This is a genomic window from Arthrobacter sp. 05L428 (assembly GCF_056397665.1).
The window spans coordinates 224,979-239,981 of sequence record NZ_JBFTNW010000001.1 but is presented as its reverse complement, the minus strand read 5'-3'; the positions used below and the strand labels follow the sequence as shown (position 1 = coordinate 239,981).

Here is a 15,003-nt window from a genome sequence, read left to right as displayed (position 1 = left end):
TAGGGGCGGCTGTCACGGGCGGGACGGGAAGGCGGGGCGGACCGGTCCGGTCCGCCCCGCCGCAACGGCTTAGAAGAAGCCGAGCTTGTTCTCGTTGTAGCTGACCAGCAGGTTCTTGGTCTGCTGGTAGTGGTCCAGCATCATGGCGTGGTTCTCGCGGCCGATGCCGGAGGACTTGTACCCGCCGAACGCGGCGCCGGCCGGGTAGGCGTGGTAGTTGTTGACCCACACCCGGCCCGCCTGGATTTCGCGGCCGGCGCGGTAAGCGACGTTGCCGTTGCGGGACCAGACGCCGGCGCCCAGGCCGTAAAGGGTGTCGTTGGCGATGCCCATGGCGTCGTTGTAGTCGCTGAAGCGGGTCACCGAAACCACCGGCCCGAAGATCTCCTCCTGGAAGATCCGCATCTTGTTGTGTCCCTCGAAGATGGTGGGCTGGACGTAGTAGCCGCCAGCGAGGTCGCCGGACAGTTCGGCGCGGGCGCCGCCGGTAAGCGCTTTGGCGCCCTCCTGCTTTCCGATGTCGATGTAGGAGAGGATCTTCTCGAGCTGGTCGTTGGAGGCCTGCGCGCCGAGCTGCGTGTCGGTGTCCAGCGGGTTGCCCTGGATGATCTTCTGGGTGCGGGCCAGCGCGTCGGCCATGAAGGAGTCGTAGATGCCTTCCTGGACCAGGGCACGGGAGGGGCAGGTGCAGACCTCGCCCTGGTTGAAGGCGAAGAGCGTGAAGCCCTCAAGAGCCTTGTCGTAGAAGGCGTCGTTGTTATCCGCGACGTCGTTGAAGAAGATGTTGGGGCTCTTGCCGCCGAGCTCCAGGGTGACCGGGATCAGGTTCTGGGACGCGTACTGGCTGATCAGGCGGCCGGTGGTGGTCTCGCCGGTGAAGGCGATCTTGCGGATTCGCGGGCTGGAGGCGAGCGGCTTGCCGGCTTCGACGCCGAAGCCGTTGACGACGTTGATGACGCCCGCCGGCAGCAGGTCGCTGATCAGCTCCATCAGCACCAGGATCGAGGACGGGGTCTGCTCGGCCGGCTTGAGGACGACGGCGTTGCCGGCGGCGAGCGCGGGGGCCAGCTTCCAGACGGCCATCAGGATCGGGAAGTTCCACGGGATGATCTGGCCGACGACGCCGAGCGGCTCGTGGTAGTGGTAGGCGGTGGTGTCGTCGTCGAGCTGGGACAGCCGGCCCTCCTGGGCGCGGACGGCGGAGGCGAAGTAGCGGAAGTGGTCCGCGGCGAGCGGGATGTCGGCGTTGAGGGTTTCGCGGATCGGCTTGCCGTTGTCCCAGGACTCGGCGACGGCGAGCATCTCGGTGTTCTCGTCGATCCGGTCGGCAATCTTGTTCAGGATGGCCGCGCGCTCGGCGACGGAGGTCTTCCCCCACGACGGTGCGACCTTGTGCGCGGCGTCCAGGGCCAGCTCGATGTCCTCGGCGGTGCCGCGGGCGACCTCGCAGAAGGCCTTGCCTGTCACCGGGGTGATGTTCTCGAAGTACTGGCCCTTGACCGGGGCAACCCATTCGCCGCCGATCCAGTTCTCGTAGCGGTCCTTGAAGGTGACCTTCGAGCCCTCGGTACCGGGCTGTGCGTAGACAGTCATTGCTAGCTCCTTTGCTGTGCAAGATTGGTGGCGGGAGCGGCCAGGATCTCTGCGGCCGCCGCTGGCACCAGCCTAGGAGCCGGGAGGTTGCGAGCAGGTTGCAACCATGTGAGCCGGATCACGCGGACTCTCATTGCGCTGGGCTCGTTCAGGAACGCGGCCACCATCCAGGCAATAGGGCCCGTGTTCTGGTACTTACCTCCACCCCGCAATACCTATGGACACCGCCGGAGCCCCCTCCGATACTCAGCGTGACGCCGCAGGCTGTTGCGGCGTGGGCGTCCAGCTGCTCACCAACGGCGCTCACACCTTCATTGAGGGGGCTCTTGGCATGGTGGTAAAAACGGCAACAAAAGCAGGAGGAAGAGGCTGGCGGATGGCGTCGGCCATTGCATTGGCTTCGGCGATGGCCAGCACCTTCGTGGTCTCGCAGGCTGTCCCGGCGAGTGCGGCGACGTCGGGCGGGATGGTGATCTCAGAACTCAACTACCATTCCGGATCGGATCTGGATACCGACGACTTCCTGGAACTGACCAACACATCAGGCGCTCCGCTGGACATCTCGGGATGGTCCTTCACCGCCGGCGTCACGGCCGTCTTCGCTGCGGGCACCGTGGTTCCCGCCAACGGCTACTTTGTGGTGGCGAAGGATGCCGCCCAGTTCCAGACCACATACGGGTTCGCCCCGAACGCCGTCTACGGCGGAAACCTCAGCAACGGCGGCGAAGCGGTCACGCTGGTCGATGCGGCGCTGAACGTCGTGGACACCGTCACTTACGCGGACGTCGCGCCCTGGCCATCGACGCCTGACGGGACGGGCCCCACCCTCGAACTGCGCGACCTGACCTTGGACAACACACAGCCCGACAGCTGGGGCGCGAGCCTGGCTGCGGGCGGCACCCCCGGGGCCAAGAACTCGCTCGACGGGACCGGGCCGGCGCCGGTCGTCGCTGAGCTGAAGGCGACCCCGGCGCGGCCGTCCGCCGGTCAGCCGGTGGCCGTTACGGCCCGGCTCCGGACCGGCTCCACAGCTCAGCTCACCTACAAGGTGATGTTCGGCGCCGACGTCGTGGTTCCGTTCATAGATGATGCGGCCAGCCCCGGCGGGGCAGGCGACGGCGTGTATTCCGGAACCATCCCGGGTCAGAGCGCGGGCAACCTGATCCGCTACCGGGTCGATGCCTCCGCGGGCGGTACCGGCTATTCGGAACCTGCGGCCGGTGACTCGGTGCGCTACCGCGGCGTGGTGGTCCTGAACTCCGCGGTCAGCAGCTCGCTTCCTGTCATCGAGTGGTTCATGGATGACGCCGTGTACAACGACATTCTGGCCAACCACCGCTACGACGACTACCAGGGCGCGGCGGTCTGGGCCTACAACGGCCAGGTCATCGACGGCGCCCTGATGAACGTGCGCGGCAACACCTCCCGGAGCAATGCGAAGGTGAGCTGGAAGGTCGAGCTGCCCAAGGGTTACATCTTCGATCTTGGCGGCAAGCTGCCCTATCCGCTGGACGAATTTGCGCTCCAGAACTACGCGGACAACTTCGCCGACGTCGGCTGGGCGACCGTGAAGGCCGGTGGCGACCGGGCCCTGAACATCGTCCCGGTCCGTACGCAGCGCAATGGCACCTTCTGGAGCCTGGGCCGGATCATGGAGACCGAGGACGGCCGCTGGCGGGATGACCAGGGCGTGTCCAACTGGGCGATCTACAAGGGCGACGGCGGCAGCGTGGGCGCCACGTCGTCTCCGGCCGCGCTCCAGGCCTCGAGCTGGCTGGACAAGAAGACCCGCAAGGATGAGGACTTCTCCGACGTCTGGACCCTGTCCAACTCGGTCGACGCCTCGCCCTCAGCGGCGCAGCAGGCCTGGATCTACCAGAATGTGAACATGCCGGAGCTGGTCAACTATATGGCGATCAACTCGATCATCCGGCACCAGGACAGCGGCTGGTACAACTGGTGGCTGGCCCGCGACACCGACGGGACCGGCCGGTGGGAGATGTGGCAGTGGGACCTGAACTGGATCTTCACCACTCCCTCCTCGGACGGCAAGGGCCTCTTCCTGACCCCGGACACCTCCAACAATTTCACGCAGGCCATGCTGAGCTACCCGGAGATCAAGGAAATGTTCTACCGGCGGCTGCGTACCCTGGCCGACCAGTTCCTTCCGGCCGGGCAGTACGAGGCGCAGTGGGACGCGATATCGGCCCAGACCACGCCGGACTGGAACCTGGACCGCGCTAAGTGGGGCGGGTACACGCCGGCGTCGGCGCGGACCGCGTTCCTGGCCGGCCTGGCGGATCGCCGCAACACGATCAACGGCAACACGGGCCCGGGACTGCCGGTGCCCACCACACAAGCGGCCGACGCGAATGTGGTGGTCAATGAGATCCAGTACCACCCGGCCGGAAGCGGTGGGGAGTACATCGAGCTGGCGAACCCCGGCAGCACGGCCGTGGATATCTCGGGCTGGACGATCGATGCGGTCGGCCTGAAGATCCAGCCCGGCACGGTGATCCCGGCCGGCGGACGCGTGGTGTTCGTGGCGAATGACAAGGCGTTCCGCCTCGCCTACACCGGGGCGAACCGCTTTGTGGGCGGCACGTTCACGGGCACTCTCGACGACGCCGGCGAAGCCATAGTGCTGCGCGACGGCAGCCGGGTGGTGGACTCCGTCACCTACTCGAACGCGGCGCCGTGGCCGACTGCGGCAGACGGCACCGGCCCTTCGCTGGAGCTGACCTCGCCGACGGCGGACAACTCCGTTGCGTCGAACTGGACCGCGGTGTCCACCACCGGCGGCACACCGGGACTGGCAAACACGAAGGGGACTCCGCCGTCGAATGTGGCGCCTGTTGCGGCGTTCACGAGTGGGGTGAGCGGGTTGACGGCGAACGTGAACGGGGCCGGTTCAACGGACTCGGACGGCACGATCGCCTCGTACGCCTGGGACTTCGGTGACGGCGGGACCGGGACCGGGGTGACGGCGAGCCACACCTACGCTGCCGAGGGGACGTATACGGTCACCCTGACCGTRACGGATAACGGCGGCGCCAAGGGTACGGTCAGCCATTCGGTAAGYGTTGCCGCGCCGCCGGCGGGCAGTGTCCTGGCTCAGGACACGTTYACCCGCACGGTCACCGGCGGTCTGGGGACGGCGGAAACGGGCGGGCCCTGGACATTGTCCGGGACAGCCTCGAACTTCGCCGTCAACGGCAGTGCGGCCACGATTGCCAGCCCCGCTGCCGCCAACCGCTACGCCTACCTTGACGGTGTCTCCTCCACCGACACGGAGGTGCGGGCAACGATCGGCTTCAACCGGCCGACCGCCAGCAGCATCTACACCGGCCTGATCGGCCGCCGGGTGGGTGCGGATACCTACGGTGCACGGGTGGTGGTTAATTCCGCCGGCGCGGTGAGCCTGCACCTGACCCGCAGCACGAATACGAACATGAGTGCCGCGACAGTGTCCGGACTGACCTTCAATACCGGGGACCGGCTTCAGTTCCGGCTGCAGGTTACCGGAACCGCACCGACCACCATCCGGGCGAAGGTCTGGAAGGTGGGCACCGCGGAACCGGCGAACTGGCAACTGAGCACAACCGACAGCACGGCCACGCTGCAGAGCGCCGGTGGAATCGGCATCTACAGCTACCTCAGCACCACCGGAACGCCGACCCCGTTGACCGTCAGCTTCGACGACCTCTGGGCCGGGCGCACCAACTAGCGATACTCGGCAAAGAAGTCCCCGCCGGCGCAGACGACGCCGGCGGGGACTTCTTTGTGCGCCATGCAGCGCCGAGAGCGCGTCCTGCTCAGGCGCCGAATTCGGCTTCGAGCCGCTCCAGGTCCGCGACGACGGCGGCGCGCCTGGGCGAGCGCGGCGGCAGCAGCTTCAGCGCGGCAGTGCGGACCTCGACGTCGTCCCGCGCTTCCGGCAGTTCGGCATATTTCAGCAGCGATTCGGCGCTGCCGTCGGTCAGTACGGCCTCGCGCAGCAGGGACGAGACGCGGCTGCGGAGCTCGGTGATCCCCGGCGCCTCGGAGCGCGGCAGGACCGCGCCGCGGTAGATTTCCAGCGCGATCCGGTGCGCGCCGCGCTGCAGGCAGCTGAGGATCTGGCCGGAGTCCGGCACGAGGTCCACCGGGAGGCGGTACGGCCTGGACTCCGGGACGGCGTCCGGATTGAGCTGCTGCAGGACCTTGCGCAGCCGCACCATCTCGGCGCGCAACGTCATGGTGGAGCCGTCGCGCGGGTAGAGCAGCGAGCTCAGCTCCTCGGCGTTGAGGCCTTCCGGATGCGTGCTCAGCAGGGTGAGGATTTCGCTGTGCCGGGCCGAAAGCGTGACGGTGCGGCCGTCGATGCTCAATACGGCCTGGTCGCGGCCGAGCAGCTGCAGGCTGTTGCGGTACAGGCTGCCGGGCGCCCTGGAGCCCGCCCGGGCGGGTCGCGCTCCGCCGGACGCGGCGTCGGACCCGGCGCGAGACGCGGCGGCGGTCTGCCGGCGTCGAACCGGGGCGGCCTGCCGGGCGGCGGCAAGCTGGAGGCGCTCCACCCGCAGGTGCGCCTGCGCGGCGGCTACGGTCGCCTCGACGAGGGACAGGGTGTGCGGCGCGACGGCGGATTCGGTGCCGGTGATGTCGACGACGCCCAGCAGGGCCCCGGAATCCGGGTCGTGGAACGGCACGGCCGTGCAGCTCCAGGGGTGGACGGAGCGTTTGTAGTGTTCGGCGCCGGCGATCTGGATGCCGCGGCCAAGGGCGAGCGCGGTGCCGGGGGCGCTGGTGCCCACGGTGGCCTCGGACCAGTCTGCGCCGGGGACGAACATCATCCCCTCGGCGCGGCGCTGCATGGCGGGGTCCCCTTCGACCCAGAGCAGCCGGCCCACCTCGTCCCCGACGGCCACCAGCATGCCGCTGTCGTGGCTGGGCAGGACCAGCAGTTTGTGGATCACGGGCATGATCGCGGCCAGCGGGTGCTGCCGGCGGTATTCCTCGAGTTCCTCGCGGTCCATGGCCAGCGGGGCTTCGGGGTTGTCCGGGTTGGCGTGCAGTTGCGCGGAGCGCTGCCAGGATTCCCGGATCAGGCTGCGGAGCCCGGGCGGCTGCTCACCGCCCAGGCCTATGGAGTCCAGTTGCTCGTGCCCCGCGTAGGCATACTGCTGGCGCAACTCCGGGCTCAGGCCGTGGCCGGAGCCGCGCGGGGCCGTCTGCTCGACCGGATTCCTCATTGAACTCCCACCTGGCTGGCACACTCTTCAGCGCGCGACCGCATGCCGGAGGCAGCGTCGTCCGGCCCAGTCTAGTTCCGTGCCGGGAGATTGGGAATGCACCCGCCCGGGCCTCAGCCAGTGGCGCCCGACGGAAGAACGTAGCTTTGAATCTCGCCAAGAGCCCGGATCTCGGGGCTGGGCAGGCCGGCGTCGGCAGTAAGTTTCCGGAATTCCGCGCTGCTGCTGAAGCCGTCAAAAACCTCCCTGCTAGGGCAGGTATCCAGGACAACGATGCCTTCATCGGTCTGCACGCAAAGATGGAATTCCAGTTGGCCGGCGGGCAAGAGCGCCAGCATCCGGTCGTGTGCTGCAAGGAGCTCCGCCGGGTTCCCGCGGAAGCTGTACATTCCCAGATACATTGCCTGTCTCCTTTGCATTGATTGCGGTGTTTGGTTTCTCCGGCGCGGTCCTCGCGGAGGCTCACCGCGCAGTGGTTGCGGGCCGTCGCCCGGCCCAGGGTCTGGCCTGTTCAAGCTGGGCAGCAAGCCTGAAGAGACTTGCTTCGGCGCCGAAACCCGCGAGGAAAGACATCCCGACGGGCAGCCCGGCGGAATCCGTGCCCAGCGGAATGGACATGGCCGGGTTGCCTGTGACGTTTGCGTACTCTCCGTCGAACATCAGGAAACGGCCGGCCTCCTGCTCCCCGCGGAGGGGGTTCTCCGGAGTCGCCGTGAGCGTGCCCAGCGGAAGCGGCGGCCAGCCGACCGTCGGCGTCAGCCAGAGATCGTACAGCTCGAAGAAGCCGGCAACGCGGCGGCTGAAACGCTGCAGTTCCTCCACGCCCTGCAGGTAGTCCCCCGCGCTGACGTTCCGGCCGCGCCCGAACAGGACTTCGGTGTAGAGCTCCAGCTCGCCCGGTTCGGGCCCCCGCCCCAGTCGCCGAGTCCAGTACCCCTCGATCCAGGCCGCTGCAGCAGCGTACACGTCGCGGAGGGCCCGGCGTCCGGCCCGGTCCAGCGGCGCCGGGCGCCCTTCCTCGAGCTCGTGACCGAGGTCGCTCAGCAAGTCCACGGTCGCGTCGAAGACCCGTAGATAGTCAGGATGAACCGGCTGGCCGCGGTTGGGGGTAGCAGTGGCCGCGATCCTCAGCCGTCCCGGTGGTGTCGCGGTTTCGGCCACATAGGGACGGAGCTGCGGCGGGGCCCGGTAGGGGTCCCCCGGAGCCGCACCCGCGACGGCGTCGAGCAGCGCCGCCGCGTCGCGGACCGTGCGGGTCAAGGCGAATTCGGCAGCGAGGCCGCCAACAACGTCGCCGTATTCCGGCCCCAGCGGCACACGGCTGCGGGTCGGTTTGAGACCGAACACTCCGCACCATGCCGCCGGATAGCGCAGCGACCCGCCGAGGTCGTTGCCGTGGGCCATCGGAACGATCCCCGCCGCGACTGCCGCTGCCGACCCGCCGCTCGATCCGCTCGTGGACAAGGACAAGTCCCACGGGTTGCGTGTAGCCCCGTGCAGGAGCGGTTCGCAGTGCGGGCTCAGGCCGAACTCACAGGTGTTGGTCTTGCCGATGACGGCCAGTCCGGCGCGGCGGAAGCGGCCTGCGAGCTCCTGGTCGTGGCGGGAGACGTTCCCCGCAAGCCAGCGGGAGCCTTCGGAGAAGGGCGTTCCGGCAATTTCCAGCGCCAGATCCTTGACGAGGAACGGCACGCCGGGGAAAGGAAGAGCATCGGAGAAGACGTCACCGGGCTGGGCGCTGCCGGTGTTGGGAGCGTCCCCGTCCAGCTCGACAATCACGGCATTCAGGGCTGGGTTCAGTACCCTGATCCGTTCCCTCGCCTCGGCGAGGAGTTCTGCCGCACTAACCTGGCCGGAGCGGACCAGATCGGACTGCCCTGTCCCGTCCATCCACCGAAGTTCGTCATCCACGGCTGCCTCCCGGAGGGGGACCCGGGGCTATGAGCGAGCCGTTGCAGTCCCCGCGGGTGAATTCTACGTCCGGGCGCAGCGCAGGAACAGGTCAACGCCTACTGCGGTTCGGCGGTTCAGTCCCGGGAAATCCGGATCATCTCTTCCCGCGGCACGACCTTGATGCGTTCGCGCACCACGCCGTCGTCCGGATGGGAAGCGGTCCACGCCGCGCCGAGGGCCAGCTCGTGGGCGTCCAGCTTGTTCCAGCCTTCCCAGGTGGTGTACTGGATGCCGCGCTCTTCGAGCAGGTCGATGATGGCCTGCGGATCCGGGTTCTGGGCCGGCGGAAGGGTCAGCCGGTCCTCGAGCAGGAAGCCGATGGTCTCCAGCGCATCTCCCTTGGTGTGGCCGATCAGGCCGACCGGGCCGCGCTTGATCCAACCCGTGGCGTAAATGCCGGGCACGGGCTTGCCGTCGGCGCCGAGCACGCGGCCGCCTTCGTTGGGGATGACGCCGCGCCGCGCGTCGTACTCCAGCTCGTCGAGCTGGGAGCCGTGGTACCCGATGGCGCGGTAGACGGCCTGGACCGGGTAATCGACGAACTCGCCGGTGCCCTTGACGTTGCCCGTGCCGTCCAGCCGCATGCGCTCGAACTTGATGCCCGTCACCTTGCCGGGATGCGCAGCGTCGCCTGTTTTTTCGCCGAGGATCTCGACCGGATTGTGCAGGAAGTGCAGGTGCAGCCGGCGGGAGGACGGTTCCTCGGCCTCGGCGTGCTCCTCGACGAGCCAGTTGCCAAGGGTGCTCACCATGGTCTTGATCTGGTTGTTCGTGCGGATGGCCTCGTCGGAGGCTTCGTCGAATTCGAAGTCCTCCGGGTAGAGCACGATGTCCACATCCTTCGCGTGGCTGAGCTCGCGCAGCTCCAGCGGCGTGAACTTCACCTGCGCCGGTCCACGGCGGCCAAAGACGTGCACGTCCGTCACCGGCGAATTCTTGAGCCCCTGGTAGACGTTGTCCGGAATCTCGGTAACCAGCAGGTCATCTGCGTGCTTGACCAGCATCCGGGCGACGTCCAGGGCCACGTTGCCGTTGCCGATCACCGCGATTTCTTTGGCCTCCAGCGGCCAGTCGCGGGGAACGTCCGGGTGCCCGTCGTACCAGGAGACGAAGTCGGCCCCGCCGAACGAGCCTTCGAGCCCGACTCCCGGAATGTCCAGGTCCGCGTCCTTGATGGCGCCGGTAGCGAAGATCACGGCGTCGTAGAAAGCGCGGAAGTCGTGCAGGGTCAGGTCCCGGCCGTAGCTGACGTTGCCGAGGAAGCGGATATCGCCGCGGTCCAGCACCTTGTGCAGGGCGTTCACGATCCCCTTGATCCGCGGGTGGTCCGGCGCCACGCCGTAGCGGATGAGCCCGTAGGGCGCCGGGTAGGCCTCGAACAGGTCGATGCTGACCTCGAAGTCGCCGTCCTTGACCTCGTTGGACTTGGTCAGGATGTCCGCGGCGTAGACACCGGCCGGTCCGGCGCCGACAATCGCAACGCGGAGGGGACGTTTGGTCGTTCTTTCAGGCGAGGTTTCGGCCGAGTTGGACACCGGGAGCCCTTCTGAGTCTTGGCGGGTGCGCCGGCAGATACAGCGCACAGTCCCCTATTCTAAATGCCCCCGCGGTGGGGTGGTCCCCGGGTGAGGGAGAACGCAGGTGACGGACATCGCAGACGCCGCGGCCGCCCTGCCGGGCTCCGCGGCAGGAATAGCCGCGCCGGGGGTGGTGTTATGGGTCTTGTGCCTATCTCCGACGGATCCCCCGCTCCCGCATCCCTGACTTCCCCGGGCGGCGTTGCCCCCGCTACCGGAGCCGCCGGTGACGCCGCTGGCCCCGCTGCGGCACCTGGACTCAAGGCAGTGGACAAGGACACGACGGCGGGGATCCTGTTCGGCATCGGCGCCTACGGCTTATGGGGCCTGCTCCCGCTGTACTTCTTCGTGCTGCACCCGGCCAGCGCCGTCGAGATCGTGGCCAACCGCGTGGTCTGGTCCCTGCTCTTCTGCGTCCTGCTGATCACCGTCACCCGCGCCTGGCGGGTGATCGGCGCCGCGTTCCGGAACCGTACCGTGATCGGTCCGCTGGCCCTCGCGGCCGTCCTGATCGCGATCAACTGGCTGACCTACACCTACGGCGTGACCACCGGCCAGGCCGTCGAAACATCGCTGGGCTACTTCATCAACCCGCTCGTGTCCGTGCTGCTGGGCGTCTTTGTCCTGAAGGAAAAACTGCGGCCGCTGCAGTGGGCCGCCGTCGTCGTCGGTTTCATCGCGGTGGGCGTACTGACATATTCCTACGGCAAGCTCCCGTGGATCGCCCTGACCCTGGCGTTCAGTTTCGGCCTCTACGGCTTCGTCAAGAAACGTGTGGGTCCGCGGGCGGACGCGATCACCAGCCTGTCGGTGGAAACCATCGTGCTGGCGCCGATCGCCGGCGTGACCATGATCGTCCTGGCCCTGACCGGCGCCGCCTCGCTCACCACCAACGGCGCCGGACACTTCTGGCTGCTTGCCGCGTCCGGCGTCATCACCGCTGTCCCGCTGCTGTTCTTCGGCGCCTCCGCGCGGCGGCTGCCGATGACCACGATCGGGCTGCTGCAGTACTTCGCCCCGGTACTGCAGTTCATCGTGGCGCTGGTGGTGTTCAAGGAGGCCATGACCCCGGAGCGCTGGATCGGCTTCAGCGTCGTCTGGCTCGCGCTGTTGCTGCTCACGGCGGACATGCTGCGGACGGCCCGGAAGAACTCCGTCACCCGCAGGCTGGCCCGCGCCGCCGCCTAGGGCAGACCAGCCCAGGCGGCGGCGCCGGCTTAGTCGTCCGGGCTGGTGTCGATGCGCACGTAGTCGCGCGGCACTACGACCATGGGGACCGGCAGGGCGCGGAGCACCTTGTTGGCCGTGCTGCCGATGAAGAGCTTGTTCTTCTCCGCCAGGCGGGACGAACCGACAATCATAATCTCCGCGTCGTCCCAGTCGAGGTCATCGATGGCTTCCTCAATGGTCCGGCCGTGCGCGACCTCCACGGTGACGTGGTGTCCCGCCGGCAGGCGCTCGGCCGCGGCCTTCAGGACGGTGTTCGCGTGGACATGCGCGGCGTTGACGTTTTCGCCGCCGTCGCCCTCGGCGTCCAGTTCGACGAGCGAGACCAGCCGCAGCGGCACGCCGCGGCGCTCGGCCGACTCAATCGCGACGTCGATCGCCGCCTCCGCGCCGGTACGCTGGCCGACGGCGAGGGTCAGCCGGGTGATGGGGTCGGTGTTGCGGTAGCCGCGGGGCGCCAGCGCAACCGGCACCGGTGAGGCATGCAGCAGGGCGTTGGCCACGCTGCCAACGCTGTACCGCTTGAACAGGCCGCTGTTCGCGGCACCCACGACGATCAGGCCGGCGCGGTATTCCTTGGCGGCGTCGATCAGTCCCGCGGCGAAGGAATCAGCCTGGCGCACGTGGAACCTGGCCTCCAGGCCCTCCGGAACCAGGGACAGGCCCTGCCGCTCCGCCGTCAGCACGGACTGCTCCGCGGCACTGACGCGGTTTCCCTGCGGGTTCAGCGCGACATAGGGTGTGTTCCGGTCCACCACATGAACCAGGTCCAGGTGCGCGCCCTGGGCGCGGGCCATGGCGGAAGCCAGGGCGACGGCGTCGGCGCCGCGGTCGTTGGGTGTGTAGCCAACTACGTATCGCATGTAAGAACCCCTTATGGGTCTGGGGCAGAATCCAGCTTGGCTCCGGGGTTCCGGGCGACGTCGGCCGGTCTGCGTTCCTGCAGTGGTAGGAACGACTCTAGCCCAGCGTTGCGGGGAATAGTGGGTGACTTTTGGCCCTGCGGCACGCAAATTTCCGCGACTACGCTGAAGCCGTGGAGGGGAGCTCACCATGAGTCTGACCAGGAACACCGGGTTCGCGGCAAAAACGAGCGGGCTGGGAGCGCTGATCTTCCTGTTCGCGCTGACCGGCTGCACCCCTTCTTCGCCCCAACCCTCCGGGAGCAGCCCCGCGTCGGCGACGGAATCAGCGACGGCATCGGCGACGTCGACCTCCACACCTTCCGGCGCTGCGACGCCCTCATCCACCGCCTCGGCGACGCCGTCGGCCTCCGCGACGCCGTCTCCGGATTCCGACGAGACCAAAGCCCCGCAGGACGGCGACCGCGTGATCTCCTCGACCATTACCCATGACTGGGCCTGGCCTGGAGCGAAGTCGCCGTTCAAGACCACGCACAGCAATCCCGTACCGTTGGCCCCACCGCCGGCGGAGCCCCTGCCCACGCTGTACGCCATTGGCGCCGGCCAGCACCCCTCGGACACCCCGCCCTATGACCAGCTGAGCTTCCGGTTCAACGGCGCCTTTCCCAGTTACGACATCTCGTTCGTCCCCGAACTGATCGCCGACGGCAGCGGCCTGCCCGTGCCGATGCCCGGGACGGGCGCCATCCTGAAAGTTGTCTTCCACGGCGCCCAGGCGCACACCGCAGACGGGAAGGGCAGCACCGTCAAGAGCAGCCCTGCCCCGTCGATCGGCTACCGGGCACTCACCCGCTACGCCCCGGCCGGGGACTTCGAAGGGGTCCTTAGTTATGGGATCGGCGTCGGCCGCCCGGGTACCGCCGTGCAGCAGACCAAGGTGCGGGTCTACGAGGTGGAGAAGATCGAGCAGGGCCGGCACCTGTACGTCGTCGCGATCCAGCTCGACGCCAGCTCCTGGAAGTAGGCCCGGACGCGAACGAGCCGCGGACTTCTCGGTCCGCGGCTCGTTCATGTTGCTCGGTGGTGTCCCGCTGGGGGTGTCCCGCCGGTGGTGTCCCGCTGGGGTTGTCCCGCTGGGGGTTCCCGCCGGCGCTTAGGCGTTGGCGCGGACCGCCGCGGCCAGCACCTCGAGTCCGTCCAGCAGCAGCTCGTCGCTGATCACCAGCGGCGGCAGCAGCCGGATCACGTTGCCGTAGGTGCCGCAGGTGAGGATGATGACACCCTCTTTGAGGCAGGCAGCGGCAACGGCCTTGGTCAGTTCCGGGTTCGGTTCCTTGGAGCCGGCCTGGACCAGTTCGATCGCGAGCATGGCGCCGCGGCCACGGATGTCACCGACCACGGTGAGCTCGGACGCGAGCTCCCGCAGCTTGCCCAGGGCGAGTTCCTCGATGTGGCGGGCCCGGGCGTTCAGGTCGTACTGCTCCATCGAGCCGATGGAGGCCAGCGCCGCGGCACAGGCCACCGGGTTGCCGCCGTAGGTGCCGCCGAGGCCGCCCGGGTGGACGGCGTCGAGCAAGTCGGCGCGGCCGGTGATGGCGGAGAGCGGCATGCCGCCGGCGATTCCCTTGGCCATGGTGACGATGTCCGGGATGACACCCTCGTGGTTCACGGCGAACCATTCGCCGGTGCGGCAGAACCCGGACTGGACCTCGTCGGCAATGAAGACGATGCCCTTCTCCTTGGCCCAGGCGGCAAGGGCCGGCAGGAAGCCCTCGGCCGGGACGATGAAGCCGCCCTCACCCTGGATGGGTTCGATGATGATCGCGGCCACCGACTCGCCACCGATCTGCTTCTCGATCATGGTGATGGCACGCTTGGCGGCCTCGGCGCCGGTGATCTCCGGGTTTTCCTCGCGGTACGGGTAGCTCATCGGCATCCGGTACACCTCGGGCGCGAACGGGCCGAAGTTGGTCTTGTACGGCATCGCCTTGGCGGTCAGCGCCATGGTGAGGTTGGTCCGGCCGTGGTAGGCGTGGTCGAAGGCGACGACGGCGTCCCGGCCGGTGGCGAGGCGGGCCACCTTGACGGCGTTCTCCACGGCTTCGGCGCCCGAGTTGAACAGCACGGTCCGCTTCTCGTGGTCGCCCGGGGTGAGCCGGTTCAGCTGCTCGGCGACGGCGACGTAGCCCTCGTAGGGCGTCACCATGAAGCAGGTGTGGGTGAAGTGCTCCACGGCTTCCTTCACCGCGCCGACGACGGCGGGATCCGAGGCGCCGACGCTGGTCACGGCGATGCCGGAGCCGAGGTCGATGAAAGAGTTGCCGTCGACGTCCTGGATGATGCCGCCGTCGGCGTCGGCGACGTAGACCGGGACGCTGGAGGCGACGCCGGACGCGACGACCGCCTTGCGGCGCTCGGTCAGGGACACGGACTTGGGGCCGGGGAAGTCGGCCTGGACGCGGCGCTTCTGCTCCAGACGGTAGGTGAGGTCGTTTGCTGTGGTGGTCATGGGGAAGGCCTTTCTAAACGTGTAAGGGTCGGCGGGGCCGGGTCTGGCGG

At 68.1% G+C, this 15,003-nt stretch carries 10 protein-coding genes; 3 read left to right on the top strand and 7 right to left on the bottom strand.

Going from position 1 to position 15,003, the window contains the following annotated elements:
* Window positions 1–69 precede the first annotated feature (69 nt).
* Window positions 70–1,593: an acetaldehyde dehydrogenase ExaC gene (gene exaC / locus AC1DH3_RS01130; RefSeq protein ID WP_441416939.1), complete on the bottom strand. Its 1,524-nt coding sequence runs from the start codon at window positions 1,591–1,593 to the stop codon at window positions 70–72.
* 376 nt (window positions 1,594–1,969) lie between these two features.
* Between exaC and AC1DH3_RS01125 the strand changes: the two genes are divergently transcribed.
* Window positions 1,970–5,320 carry a lamin tail domain-containing protein gene (locus tag AC1DH3_RS01125; RefSeq protein ID WP_476908426.1) on the top strand — a complete coding sequence of 1,117 codons (3,351 nt, stop codon included), beginning with the start codon at window positions 1,970–1,972 and terminating at the stop codon, window positions 5,318–5,320.
* 88 nt (window positions 5,321–5,408) lie between these two features.
* Here AC1DH3_RS01125 and AC1DH3_RS01120 read toward each other — a convergent pair whose 3' ends face one another.
* The 4 genes from AC1DH3_RS01120 to AC1DH3_RS01105 all read right to left on the bottom strand — a co-directional run bounded on the left by AC1DH3_RS01120 (window position 5,409) and on the right by AC1DH3_RS01105 (window position 10,312).
* A complete protein-coding gene (locus tag AC1DH3_RS01120) occupies window positions 5,409–6,824 on the bottom strand; it encodes a GAF domain-containing protein (protein WP_441416938.1) in 1,416 nt (471 codons plus the stop codon).
* 113 nt (window positions 6,825–6,937) lie between these two features.
* Window positions 6,938–7,225 (bottom strand): hypothetical protein, encoded by a 288-nt coding sequence (locus tag AC1DH3_RS01115; protein WP_441416937.1) that lies wholly within the window; start codon window positions 7,223–7,225, stop codon window positions 6,938–6,940.
* 61 nt (window positions 7,226–7,286) lie between these two features.
* A complete protein-coding gene (locus tag AC1DH3_RS01110; protein ID WP_441416936.1) occupies window positions 7,287–8,735 on the bottom strand; it encodes an amidase in 1,449 nt (482 codons plus the stop codon).
* Window positions 8,736–8,851: 116 nt separating this feature from the next.
* Window positions 8,852–10,312, bottom strand: a complete 1,461-nt coding sequence (locus AC1DH3_RS01105; protein ID WP_441416935.1) for an FAD-dependent oxidoreductase — start codon at window positions 10,310–10,312, stop codon at window positions 8,852–8,854.
* Window positions 10,313–10,492: 180 nt separating this feature from the next.
* On the opposite strand from AC1DH3_RS01105, the gene rarD reads away from it, so the two are divergent.
* Window positions 10,493–11,542, top strand: coding sequence for an EamA family transporter RarD (rarD, locus tag AC1DH3_RS01100; protein ID WP_441416934.1), 1,050 nt, complete (start codon window positions 10,493–10,495; stop codon window positions 11,540–11,542).
* Between the two features lie 29 nt (window positions 11,543–11,571).
* Here rarD and AC1DH3_RS01095 read toward each other — a convergent pair whose 3' ends face one another.
* The gene (locus tag AC1DH3_RS01095; protein ID WP_441416933.1) at window positions 11,572–12,444 is read right to left on the bottom strand and encodes a universal stress protein; all 873 of its coding nucleotides are present in this window, start codon (window positions 12,442–12,444) and stop codon (window positions 11,572–11,574) included.
* A gap of 190 nt (window positions 12,445–12,634) precedes the next feature.
* Between AC1DH3_RS01095 and AC1DH3_RS01090 the strand changes: the two genes are divergently transcribed.
* Window positions 12,635–13,468, top strand: coding sequence for an AMIN-like domain-containing (lipo)protein (locus AC1DH3_RS01090; RefSeq protein ID WP_476908425.1), 834 nt, complete (start codon window positions 12,635–12,637; stop codon window positions 13,466–13,468).
* 129 nt (window positions 13,469–13,597) lie between these two features.
* On the opposite strand, the gene gabT is transcribed toward AC1DH3_RS01090, so the two are convergent.
* A complete protein-coding gene (gabT, locus tag AC1DH3_RS01085) occupies window positions 13,598–14,953 on the bottom strand; it encodes a 4-aminobutyrate--2-oxoglutarate transaminase (RefSeq protein ID WP_476908424.1) in 1,356 nt (451 codons plus the stop codon).
* Window positions 14,954–15,003 lie beyond the last annotated feature (50 nt).

Coding starts and splice junctions, on each gene's coding strand:
- rarD (WP_441416934.1), top strand. CDS start 10,493: ATGGGTCTTGTGCCTATCTCCGACGGATCCCCCGCTCCCGCATCCCTG.
- AC1DH3_RS01115 (WP_441416937.1), bottom strand. CDS start 7,225: ATGTATCTGGGAATGTACAGCTTCCGCGGGAACCCGGCGGAGCTCCTT.
- AC1DH3_RS01120 (WP_441416938.1), bottom strand. CDS start 6,824: ATGAGGAATCCGGTCGAGCAGACGGCCCCGCGCGGCTCCGGCCACGGC.
- gabT (WP_476908424.1), bottom strand. CDS start 14,953: ATGACCACCACAGCAAACGACCTCACCTACCGTCTGGAGCAGAAGCGC.
- exaC (WP_441416939.1), bottom strand. CDS start 1,593: ATGACTGTCTACGCACAGCCCGGTACCGAGGGCTCGAAGGTCACCTTC.
- AC1DH3_RS01095 (WP_441416933.1), bottom strand. CDS start 12,444: ATGCGATACGTAGTTGGCTACACACCCAACGACCGCGGCGCCGACGCC.
- AC1DH3_RS01090 (WP_476908425.1), top strand. CDS start 12,635: ATGAGTCTGACCAGGAACACCGGGTTCGCGGCAAAAACGAGCGGGCTG.